Source organism: Pseudoalteromonas sp. OF5H-5, assembly GCF_021530695.1.
Lineage (GTDB): Bacteria > Pseudomonadota > Gammaproteobacteria > Enterobacterales > Alteromonadaceae > Pseudoalteromonas.
Genome location: NZ_JAKGBF010000008.1, coordinates 177,610 through 188,904 on the forward strand (window position 1 = coordinate 177,610; position 11,295 = coordinate 188,904).

Below are 11,295 nucleotides of genomic sequence, written 5' to 3' on the forward strand. Positions count from 1 at the left end.
TGAATCACAGCAAGCTTGGTTTAGGTACAGCGTACAGTTGTGTTTCCAAAAGCCAATGCCCCTCTTGTCTCAGATAGTAATGGTACCGACCTGGAGCATATGATTCGATCAATAACGGGATTCTCCACAAATCCTCAGGTGTATGATACAAAGATAATGCCAATGTTGGTGTGTACTTAGAAATATATTCATCAGCCTGGCACAATGCATCAAAATCAGCGCCTTCAATGTCCATTTTCAATACGTTACACCTTACTTGATGCATTATAGTACCGAGGTTAACACTCTCAACCAAGCAATTTGGTGGTACCTCTTCGTCCGCAGCAACTACGCTGACAACCGTAGCTGACGAATTCTCTTCGACCCTAAGTCTTTGTCCTTCAGGGAGCCCAACAGCAAGACGACGTATATTGACAGGTTTGCCCTCTACACCCATAGCATGCATGCGATTAAGAAACAGTTTGATATTATTGGCGCTGGCTTCAAGCGCCGTGTAATCTTCAATAGACGCCGCATAACGCGCATAGAAAGCTGCAAAAGTGTCACCATCAAACGCACCAATGTCTAATATGCGCATCGTATCGTATTGGTATAAATCAGGTATTCCTTGCGGAAAGTACATCTCGTATTGCTCCGGTATCGGATAATACTGCCGGCAAGGCTTACTACGATAGTTAACAATCTGCTCAAAAGTATGGCGTGAGCGTTGATCACTGAGCAAAGATAAAACCTCCTCACAACAGGTTTTGTTTATCTGGCTGCTCGCTGGCGCCTGCATCCACAACACACCACACTCATTGAGCTTTTGAAGAGCCGCAGGGAAGATGTCAAATGAAGCTAAAGTATCTATGATGTGTTGAAATCCGGCTTGGCGTAGATCTTCCTCTACCCCACTAAAACCGAGAATAGTGACTATGACCGGATAGTTGGTATCCAAGTCAGCATGTGGAAAAGTAACACAAGGCACACCTGCATATTCTTTGAACTTGGGCGCTCTGTCTAAAATAGCGCGTGGTCTGAGACCCATTTCCGTTAAATAGGCAGTTAACGCCTGCCCATAGTGACTCCCACCATAGACATAAAATTGAGTGTCTGCCAGTTTCACTGCATTCCCCTGTTAACTTATTTTCAATCTAGCTTGTGTGCACTACTCCTACTTCCACAGCTACTTCTAATACTGCCGCCTTTTACAAACAAGTTCACCATTGTTTATAAAGCGTTTCTTATAAGTTAACTCTATGCATGATCGTTCTAGGGTGCAAGATTCCGCAGTAATAATCAGACTTTATTATAAATAACGAACGACTATTGAGTTACTTTTGTACAGAACCATCAACTCACTCTATGGATATCCGAATTTGGCTTTACTTGCCTGATGTCACTCATATAATATCCAAACCAACACTGAGCTCTAGCGAATAGGTTTATCTTGAAGGACGTGCAAATAATTATTCAGGCCAGAATGACTTCTACCCGCCTTCCTGGCAAAGTAATGCTGCCATTGTGTGCCAGCTCGGTACTTCAGGTGATGCTAGAACGTCTTGGCGATTTGGCCAAACACATTATCATTGCAACCACAGATGATGGCACAGAGCACCCAATCGTAGAATTGTGCGAAAGAATGGGCATAAACTATTTTCGGGGCAGCACAGAAGATGTGCTAAGCCGATACTACCAGGCTGCGACCCAATTCGGTGCTCAACGTGATACTGCGATTGTTCGTCTAACCAGTGATTGCCCCCTGATCGACGCAACGCTTGTCTCGCAGGCTATTCACTATTTTCAAAATCATGACGTCGATATGGTCAGCCTGGGTCCCCATAGCGGATTTCCACGTGGGCTAGACACATGTGTGTTTGCCTATCACTTGCTTAAACGCACACATCAAAAGGCCACTCATCCATCAGACAGAGAGCATGTCACCTTAGGTATGGCAAAGTTCAGCACGATAAATAGCCATATCATCAGCGCAGGAGACGATCACAGTCATTATCGCCTGACACTGGATGAGCCCGATGACTACACTGCAATTGAGGCGATTTATCAGCAATTTAATAATAATCTATGCTTTAGTTACAGTGAGTTATTAGAAACATTAAAGAACCATCCCCACCTTGCCGATATAAATAAGCACGTTGAACAAAAAACTGTCTAGCACAGCGAAAGTCAATGGCGCCCGCACACATGGGCGTAATTTTTGCTAGAGCATTGTCATGCCGGGTGATTAAAGTATTCAAAAAGAGAGAACAATGAGCAATAAAACCGTTTTAGTGACCGGTGCCACCGGATATAAGGGCACGGTATTAGTACCTAAGCTGCTCGCCAAAGGCTACCAGGTTATCGCACTGGATACCCAGTGGTTTGGTAACTTCCTGCCTGAACATGAAAACCTTACCGTGATAAAAGGTGATGTGCGCCATACCTCAGACATTGAGCTGAGCGGTGTAGACAGCATCATTCACCTCGCCTCTATCGCTAACGACCCATGCGGTGACCTGGACCCCAAATTGACCTGGGAAGTCAGTGCACTGGCCACAATGCAATTGGCCGATAAAGCCAAACGCGCCGGTATCAAACAATTTATCTACGCTTCCTCGGGCAGTGTTTACGGCGTGAAAGATGAAGCTCAGGTCACTGAAGACCTTACCCTCGAACCGATATCAGAATATAACAAAACTAAAATGGTTGCCGAGCGTGTATTGCTGAGCTACGCCGAAGATATGGCTGTACAAATTGTTCGTCCTGCCACCGTATGTGGTTTATCACCCCGCCAAAGACTGGATGTATCCGTCAATATGTTGACGATGCAGGCACTTGAAAATGGCAAAATCACCGTATTTGGTGGTGCTCAGGTACGACCAAACATCCATATCGACGATATCACCGACCTGTACATTTACATGCTGGAGCACCCAGAAAAAACCAGCGGTGTCTTCAATGCTGGGTTTGAGAATATCTCTATTATGGACATTGCCAACATGGTCAAAGCCCAGATTGACTCTGACATTGAAGTGACGCCATCAAACGACCCAAGATGTTACCGCATCAACTCGGATAAACTGTTGGCGACTGGATTTAAGCCCACTAAAAATGTCGCCACTGCGATTGAAGAACTGATTGACGCCTATCGCAGAGGCCAGTTAAAAAATGAAGATCGCTTCTATAACCTTAAGTGGATGCAGCGAGAAGTATTATGACTAAGCAACAAAGTATCATCACTCCGTTACCATCAATTGACCCCATTGTGTCGTTAACTGAAAACTACGTTGAGACTTTGCACAAAGTATTAAGCAATCTTGACGGTAATGCAGTCAAGCAGCTGGTCAGCACTTTACTGGATATGAAAGCCAAGGGCGGTACCTTGTATTTGTGTGGCAATGGCGGTTCAGCCGCAAATGCTATCCACCTTGCAAATGACTTTACATTTGGTGTCCACCCTCAGGGGGATGCCCTGAAAGTGGAAGCATTGGCAGCAAACAGTTCAGTGTTGACATGCCTTGGTAACGACATTGGTTACGACAATATTTTTGCACACCAGCTAAAAGTGAAAGCATCCGCGCAGGATGTGTTGCTGGTTCTGTCTGGCAGTGGCAATTCAGGCAACATCATCCGTGCCATTGAGCAAGCCCAGGCTTTGGGGATGCACACTGTCGGAATTCTTGGATTTGATGGCGGCAAAGCCAAGCCATTGCTCAACCAGGCATTTCACTTTGCGATTCAGGATATGCAGATCTCTGAAGATACCCAGGTGGTGATCGGACACATTCTAATGAAAGCCCTTTATCAGGAGCTCAATCATGGCTAATGCGCCAATCCTTGTACTCGGTAGTAACTCCTTTTCGGGCGCTTCTTTTTGCGCCCATTTACTAAAACAAGAACATTCAGTGTTGGCAGTCAGTCGCTCAGCAGAACCTCACACCGCTCTGTTGCCCTACAAATGGCAGACTAACCAGCCTGATTTTCATCAGTTCGACCTCAACCACCAGCTGGACGATATTATGGCCCTGATCAAACGCCATAAGGTCAGTACTGTTTATAACTTTGCGGCGCAGAGCATGGTGGGACAAAGCTGGCAATATCCGGAACACTGGTTTATGACCAATGCGGTGTCAACCATCAAACTGCACAATCAGTTAAAAGACCTGGATCACCTGGACAAATACGTACATATCTCTACACCAGAAGTGTACGGCAGCTGCGAAGGTCTGGTGAAAGAGCATAATAACTACCAGCCCAGCACCCCTTATGCGGTATCGCGTGCTGCGGCAGACATGAGCTTGCATACCTTTTTTGATGTCTACAAATTCCCAGTGTTATTTACCCGCGCAGCGAATGTGTATGGTGAAGGTCAGCAGCTCTATCGCATCATCCCCAGAACCATTTTGTTTGCGCTGCTCGGTAAGGTATTACCTCTGCATGGCGGTGGTCATTCAACCCGCTCGTTTATCCATATCGATGACGTGTCAGACGCGACACTGAAGATTGGCACACAAGGCACATTGGGTGAGACGTATCATATCTCAACCGAACGCATGATCACCATTCGCGCCTTGGTTGAGCTGATCTGCGATATGCTGCAAGTGCCTTTTGAACAGGTCTGTGCCGTCACCGAGGATCGCCTCGGCAAAGACGCAGCCTACCTGCTTGACAGCAACAAAGTCCGCTCAGAACTGAACTGGCAGGATCAAGTCTCTCTGGAAAACGGCCTGGAGCGTACCATTGCCTGGGTCAAACAGTACCAGAGCGAACTAAGTACATTACCCCATGACTACATTCATAAAGCGTGAGTTCCCTATGTTCGGACAAGAAATCGATTTATTAAAAAATTACCCTAAGTCTAAGCGCGATACTAAGGGCCGTGCCAACGTGATCACCGAAGCAGATCGCGAAATTGCCAGGCAATATGGCAAAGACTTTTTTGATGGTGACCGTACCTATGGTTACGGTGGCTTTAGTTACTTTCCGCGTTTTTGGCAGCCTGTTGTACCGGACCTCAAGGCACATTTCGGCCTTAATGAAAATTCTAGCCTGCTGGATGTAGGATGTGCAAAAGGCTTTATGCTGTACGACCTGCAGCAGATGATCCCGGGTATGACATTGCGCGGACTGGATATTTCTCAATATGCCCTGGAAAATGCCAAAGAAGAAGTCAAGGAGCTATTGACTTTAGGCAATGCCAAGGCGCTGCCCTATGAAGACAACAGCTTTGATGTGGTGATGTCAATCAACACCATTCACAATCTGGAAGAAAATGAATGTGCCATGGCACTGCGTGAAATCGAGCGCGTCAGTCGTGGCAAATCTTTTATTACCGTCGATGCCTACCGTAACGATGAAGAAAAAGAACGCATGATGGAGTGGGCACTGACAGCCAAGACCATTATGCATGTGGATGACTGGAAACAGTTTTTCCGTGATAACGGTTACACTGGCGATTTTTATTGGTTTATTCCGTAGGCGTATTATGACTTTGAACTCCATCGCAGCGCAGATCCGTTACACTTTGTGTGACGTATCCAGCCAGACTAAAACACCACACCTGGGCAGTTGTTTGTCCTGTGTTGATATTCTGACCGTGTTATATTGGCGCACGATGCATATCACGCCCAACAACCCCGCTAATCCTGAGCGTGATTACTTTTTGTTGGGTAAAGGACATGCCGCCAGCGCGCTGTACACAACCCTTGCCTACCGTGATTACTTTTCTCCAACGGCACTGTACGAGCATGGTCAGACTGGCAGCCAGTTTGAAGAGCACCCGGGAATACACGCCCCGGCAGGCGTGGAGACGGTTTCAGGATCTCTGGGCCATGCTTTATCGTTAGCAACCGGCATGGCACTGAGCAAACAGTTACAAGGCGCTAAGAACCGCTTTTACGTGCTCATGGGCGACGGAGAGATCAATGAAGGGACAGTCTGGGAGGCTGCGATGTTTGCAGCCGGTAAGCGCTTAAGTAACCTGGTTGCCATTGTCGACTTTAACAAATTACAAGGTACAGGTGAAAGTACCGAGATTATGCATCTGGAGCCGCTTGAAGAGAAATGGCGTGCCTTCGGCTGGCATACAATGCGCGTCGATGGTCATGATCTTGGTGCGCTGGAACAAGCTTTGGAAGCCGCAAAATCCATCCAACAACCTGTGTGCATTGTGGCCGATACGGTTAAAGGTAAAGGCGTGTCATTTATGGAAAACGACAACAACTGGCACTACCGCATTCCGACTGAAGAAGAAGTTGCTCAGGCAAAACAGGAGCTGGGAATATCATGAGAAACGCATTTGCACGAGTCCTGACTGAGCTTGCTAAAGACGACGAATCACTGTTGCTCTTTTACGCAGATATAGGTAACCGGTTGTTTAACCCCTTAAAGGAGTTTGCCGAAGAGCGCGCTATCAACGCAGGAATTGCGGAAGCGAATATGGCCTCTATGGCCGCTGGTAGCGCCATGATGGGCCATAAGCCCTTTATTTATACTATCACCCCGTTTACCACGTCACGTAACTTTGAACAGATCAAAATTGATATCGCTTATCAGAATCAGCCTGTGGTCATCGTCGGCACCGGCTCTGGCTTATCTTACGCTAACCTGGGTCCCACTCATCACTCATTCGAAGATATTGCGCTGATGCGCGCACTGCCAAATATGCACGTGGTCTGCCCGGCTGACGCATACGAGCTTGAGCAACTGATGCCACAGCTGATAGAGCTTAACGCTCCTTGCTACTTCAGAATTGGTAAGAAAAACGAGCCGGCAGTCCACGAAGGAAACCCTGCCCTTACCTTTGGCAAGGTGCATGTGATGCAACCAGGTGAGCGCATTGCCGTGCTGAGTACTGGTACCATTATGCCTCTTGCACAAGCATTAGTAAGCGAACTGACGGAGCGCGGATTATCGCCAGAACTGGTGAGTTTCCACACCGTAAAACCGCTCGACCAAGCGTATTTAAACGATGCGATAACCCGTTTTGACCATGTGATCACACTCGAAGAACACAATGTCAGCGGTGGCTTTGGTAGCGCTGTGCTGGAGTACTTTAGTGAACAGGCAAACTGGCCACGGGTGCACCGTTTCGGGATCCCGGACCGCTTTATCGATCAGGTGCATTCCACCGCAGATGCAAGAGCCAAAGCGGGTCTGACTGTGCCTGATATTATGAGCACCTTATCAGAGCGAGGTGTGATGTGATCATAGGCATAGATTTTGATAACACCATTGCCGACTACACCGGCGTATTTTATCGCGTCGGTTGTGCGCTTGGCTGGCTACCAGAGACGGTCGGTCAAAGCAAAAATGAAGTTAAACAGTATTTTATTGACCAGGACAACGAAGCCAAATGGACCGAGCTACAGGGTATCGTCTACGGGAAAGAAATCACCCAGGCACGCCCCTATCCAGGTGCACTAGCAGCAATGCAATGCCTTTATGCACAAGGACATAGACTGGCCATCGTGTCGCATAAAACTAAATACCCGATTATTGGGGAGCGTGTTGACTTTCATGACGCAGCCACACAGTGGCTCCTCAGCCACGGTTTTATCGGATCAGCCGATGCGCCTGTTGACTCTGATTTGGTCTTTTTTAGCGAGACCAAAGTACGAAAGGTTGCGCGTATCTCACAGCTCAAGTGTGACGTGTTTATTGATGATCTGCCAGATATTCTGACGCACAGTGATTTTCCTGCACAGTGTCATGGGGTATTGTTCGCACCCAACGCACTTCAGGGGTTCAGCGGCCCGCAAATCAACCATTGGCAAGCATTGGATGCCTGGCTATGTTCTCTGCTGAATTAACAGACTTTATCTCATCTACTCTGGGACAAACCCACTGGCGCAGTTCCAGCTTGCCGCAGGGCGCAAATAATCAGGGGCATAAGCTCTTTTCGGATAACAACGCCTATTTTCTGAAATGCTTTGCGCCAGGCGCACGGGCATTCGACAAGCTTTACAATGAATTTCAGTTTAGTCAGCAGCTACACAAGGCCGGTATCTCAAATATAGCCAGGCCTATCGGTTATTGTTCTAACACCCTGTCTGCCATATACGAGTTTATCGACGGCCACACCTTTGACACAGTGAGAGCACAGGATGTCAGTGCAGCATGCAATTTCATTGCAGCCATCAACAGTCATCAGGTTGAGCGCACGGCGCTCAATGCGGCTGCGGATAGCCCGGCTAAACTGGAAGACTTTATTCAATTAGTCACACGGCGTCTTTCACGATTCGAATCTCTGCGTGACAACGTTGAACTCAATACTCTGCTGACGGCGATAGAACTTCGCACCAGAGTTATCAGCACAACGCCCGGTATAGACTGGCAACAGCCGTGTCCAAACGACGTGGTCTCCCCCTCTGACTTTGGCTTTCATAACGCACTGAAATATCGCGATGACGTGTATTTTATTGATTTCGAATATGCTGGAAATGACAGTGCCTGGAAGCTGCTATGCGACTTTTTTGCCCAGCCAGCTGTGCCCGTGCCACTGTCTTACTTACCACTGTTTTTACGCTCACCACTATTTGCAGCACAAGCATCCGCTGGGAACACTCTAAAGTGCGTCTTTGAGCTCACGCTGCTCAAGTGGTGCTTAATCATGCTCAACGAGTTTTTACCTGATGTTCAGGCCAGGAGACTGTTTTCCTGGAACATTTCTTGCTTAGAAGAAAGAAATGCAAAATTACAGCACATGCAGGCGCAGCAACTTGACAAGAGTCAACGCTACTTTGCTCAAATTAACGTTAAAATGCATACGTTACAAACCCAATTAAGAGACAACTAGAATGAAAGCAGCAGTACTATTTGAAACAGGTCAGCCTCTTAAGATAGTTGACAACATTCAACTGCCGGCGCTTATCACAGGCCAGGTGCAGGTCAAAATTCTCTACAGCGGCTTGTGCCACTCCCAGTTGATGGAAGTCAATGGTGGTCGTGGTGAAGACAAATATCTGCCCCACCTGCTTGGACATGAAGGTGTTGGTATTGTCGAGGCGGTGGGTGACGGCGTCACCAAAGTACAGGTCGGCGACAAAGTCGTAATAGGCTGGATCAAAGGTGAAGGTCAGGATGCTCCGGGCGGAAAATATCCACATGACGGATACCTCATTAACTCGGGGAGCGCGACGACGCTGTGCGATCAAACCATAGTGGCTGAAAACCGGGTTGTGAAGCTGCCTGAAGGCTTTCCGGACAAGCTCGCCATACTACTTGGCTGCGCCTTGCCCACCGGGCTTGGCCTGGTGTTCAACGAGCTGAAGCCTGAGACAGAAAAAACTCTGGCCATTTTTGGACTTGGCGGGATCGGCATGAGCGCGCTGCTCGCCGCAAAGCTGAGTAATCCAACAAAGTTAATCGCTGTTGACGTTAGCGAAGAGAAACTCGCCATCGCCAGGCAGCTGGGTGCCACGCACACCATCAATGCCAACGATTCAGATCCTGTCAGTGCCATCTATGACATCACAGAGGGCCTCGGCGTTGACTATAGCCTGGAAGCCGGCGGAACCACAACCACCATAGAGCAAGCTTTTGAATCTGTGAGAGATGGAGGCGGTCAGTGCATCTTTGCGTCTCACCCTAGCAGTGAACTCAAGATCCAGCTGGAACCCCATGCCTTCCACCGTGGCAAATCTCTTCGCGGCAGCTGGGGCGGCGGCAGCCAACCGGACAAAGACATTCCTATCTTTGTCGAATTATTCAAACAAAATAAGCTGGATCTGCACTCTTTAATCAGTAAGACTTATGAGCTCGACCAGATCAACGACGCTCTGGACGACCTCGCAAACAAAAAAATTATCCGAGCAGTAATTAGGATGGAATAGAAACTATGTAACAAGGGAAAAACATGAACAAACAAGATAAGACATTTTTTGGCACCGGCTCATCTCAGATGGCCAAAGAGACTTGGCTAAAACAAGATGAGAATGTCGACATTGAAGAACAGGACCTGCTGACACTCGGTCCTTATAACAGCCAGGGGATTTTACAAGACCCCAAGCGCTTTGGCTTCTTGATGTCTCGCCATAAATTTGTTTCTAAAATGTTTGCAGACTTCGATAATGTGCTTGAGATTGGTTGCCAGGAAGGGATGGGATCTTTGATCGTTTCTCAGACTGTGAAAAAGCTCACTTCCGTGGACTTTTACAAACCACATATCCAGGATGCACAGAAATATATGGGGAAAAATCTGGACAATGTGACTTTTCAGGGCCACGACATTATTGGTGGTCCGGTTGAAGGCACGTTTGACGGCGTATTTACGATGGATGTATTCGAGCACATCGATCCCCAGCAAGCTGGTTTGTTCATGGAAAACATTGTTGCTTCAATGACCCCTCAGGGTACTTTAATCTTGGGGATCCCCTCGCTAGAGTCACAGAAGTATGCCTCGAAGGCATCTAAAGAGGGTCATATAAACTGTATGTCAGGCGCGGATCTTAAGGCATTTTGTGAACAGTATTTTCACAATGTCTATCCCTTTGGGATGAACGATGAAGTGGTTCACACTGGCTTCTTCCCAATGTGCCAGTACCTGATCATGCTGTGTGTGGCGCCCAAGAAAGAATGAGTTAGTTATGCACGTTGGTATTTTTACCTATCAAACAGGTCATTTAATGACCTACCAGTTGATACAAAAATTTTTAACTATGGGGTATGAGATCTCGCTATTTGCTTTTCCTTTTTCATACCGCCCGAGTCAGCCGCGCCCTTTTGAGGAGCGGCCATTTCAACTCATAGAGCTAGATGTAGAGGCCTTTTGCCATGCCAGTGGCGTTCACTACCACGCTATGAATTGCTGGGGTACAGCCTCGTCAGAGCGTCTGAATACGCTGGCAAACAAACCGGATTATTTTGTGACAGCCATCGCAAAAATCATCCCGCAACACTTTATTGAAGGTAATACTATTTTTAACTGTCATCCGGGTCTGATCCCCGAAAACAGAGGCTTAGACTCGTTTAAATGGGCCATTGTCAGACAGCAGCCAATCGGTATTACCCTGCATAAAATTGATAAGCACATTGATGCGGGCACCGTGATTAAAAAAATGACAGTGTCGGTTATCGCATCAGACACCTACAAAGAGGTCTGTGACAGGGCGTATAACATGGAGTGTGAGCTGCTCTCGCAGTTTGCACTTTATCTCGACGACACTTCGAGCCACTTTACGGTAGACCCGCAAACGCCATTAAGCAGGCAAAAGATCCCGTGCGAAGTCGAAGCTGATTTTGAACAGGTATTTGCACGCTATCTTAAAGCGCTACACAGCGATGTGAATCAGTAATGTTTCAGCTTGTCTGATCCAG

The 11,295-nt window shown here is 47.5% G+C and carries 13 protein-coding genes; 12 read left to right on the forward strand and 1 reads right to left on the reverse strand.

Annotation, left to right across the window (positions count from 1 at the left end; translation table 11 throughout):
* Positions 1-4 precede the first annotated feature (4 nt).
* Positions 5-1,105 (reverse strand): FkbM family methyltransferase, encoded by a 1,101-nt coding sequence (locus L1271_RS13640; protein WP_017218055.1) that lies wholly within the window; start codon positions 1,103-1,105, stop codon positions 5-7.
* A gap of 333 nt (positions 1,106-1,438) precedes the next feature.
* On the opposite strand from L1271_RS13640, the gene L1271_RS13645 reads away from it, so the two are divergent.
* The 12 genes from L1271_RS13645 to L1271_RS13700 all read left to right on the forward strand — a co-directional run bounded on the left by L1271_RS13645 (position 1,439) and on the right by L1271_RS13700 (position 11,273).
* Positions 1,439-2,155, forward strand: coding sequence for a glycosyltransferase family protein (locus L1271_RS13645; protein WP_328266111.1), 717 nt, complete (start codon positions 1,439-1,441; stop codon positions 2,153-2,155).
* A gap of 94 nt (positions 2,156-2,249) precedes the next feature.
* Positions 2,250-3,197 (forward strand): NAD-dependent epimerase/dehydratase family protein, encoded by a 948-nt coding sequence (locus L1271_RS13650; RefSeq protein ID WP_235368058.1) that lies wholly within the window; start codon positions 2,250-2,252, stop codon positions 3,195-3,197.
* Positions 3,194-3,805 carry an SIS domain-containing protein gene (locus L1271_RS13655; RefSeq protein WP_235368059.1) on the forward strand — a complete coding sequence of 204 codons (612 nt, stop codon included), beginning with the start codon at positions 3,194-3,196 and terminating at the stop codon, positions 3,803-3,805. The genes L1271_RS13650 and L1271_RS13655 overlap by 4 nt, the downstream gene beginning before the upstream one ends.
* On the forward strand, positions 3,798-4,787 hold the full coding sequence (locus tag L1271_RS13660) for a GDP-mannose 4,6-dehydratase (RefSeq protein ID WP_010369193.1): 990 nt from the start codon (positions 3,798-3,800) through the stop codon (positions 4,785-4,787). The genes L1271_RS13655 and L1271_RS13660 overlap by 8 nt, the downstream gene beginning before the upstream one ends.
* A gap of 7 nt (positions 4,788-4,794) precedes the next feature.
* Positions 4,795-5,457 carry a class I SAM-dependent methyltransferase gene (locus tag L1271_RS13665; protein WP_235368060.1) on the forward strand — a complete coding sequence of 221 codons (663 nt, stop codon included), beginning with the start codon at positions 4,795-4,797 and terminating at the stop codon, positions 5,455-5,457.
* 7 nt (positions 5,458-5,464) lie between these two features.
* The gene (locus L1271_RS13670) at positions 5,465-6,268 is read left to right on the forward strand and encodes a transketolase (protein ID WP_235368061.1); all 804 of its coding nucleotides are present in this window, start codon (positions 5,465-5,467) and stop codon (positions 6,266-6,268) included.
* Positions 6,265-7,185, forward strand: coding sequence for a transketolase family protein (locus tag L1271_RS13675; RefSeq protein ID WP_235368062.1), 921 nt, complete (start codon positions 6,265-6,267; stop codon positions 7,183-7,185). The genes L1271_RS13670 and L1271_RS13675 overlap by 4 nt, the downstream gene beginning before the upstream one ends.
* Positions 7,182-7,790 carry a hypothetical protein gene (locus tag L1271_RS13680; RefSeq protein ID WP_010369202.1) on the forward strand — a complete coding sequence of 203 codons (609 nt, stop codon included), beginning with the start codon at positions 7,182-7,184 and terminating at the stop codon, positions 7,788-7,790. The genes L1271_RS13675 and L1271_RS13680 overlap by 4 nt, the downstream gene beginning before the upstream one ends.
* Positions 7,772-8,776: a phosphotransferase gene (locus L1271_RS13685; RefSeq protein WP_235368063.1), complete on the forward strand. Its 1,005-nt coding sequence runs from the start codon at positions 7,772-7,774 to the stop codon at positions 8,774-8,776. The genes L1271_RS13680 and L1271_RS13685 overlap by 19 nt, the downstream gene beginning before the upstream one ends.
* Before the next feature lies 1 nt (position 8,777).
* Positions 8,778-9,812, forward strand: coding sequence for a zinc-binding dehydrogenase (locus L1271_RS13690; RefSeq protein ID WP_235368064.1), 1,035 nt, complete (start codon positions 8,778-8,780; stop codon positions 9,810-9,812).
* A gap of 23 nt (positions 9,813-9,835) precedes the next feature.
* Positions 9,836-10,558 carry a class I SAM-dependent methyltransferase gene (locus L1271_RS13695; RefSeq protein ID WP_054015593.1) on the forward strand — a complete coding sequence of 241 codons (723 nt, stop codon included), beginning with the start codon at positions 9,836-9,838 and terminating at the stop codon, positions 10,556-10,558.
* Between the two features lie 7 nt (positions 10,559-10,565).
* Entirely contained in the window at positions 10,566-11,273 is a 708-nt protein-coding gene (locus L1271_RS13700; RefSeq protein WP_235368065.1) for a formyltransferase family protein, read from the forward strand.
* The last annotated feature ends 22 nt before the right edge of the window (positions 11,274-11,295 follow it).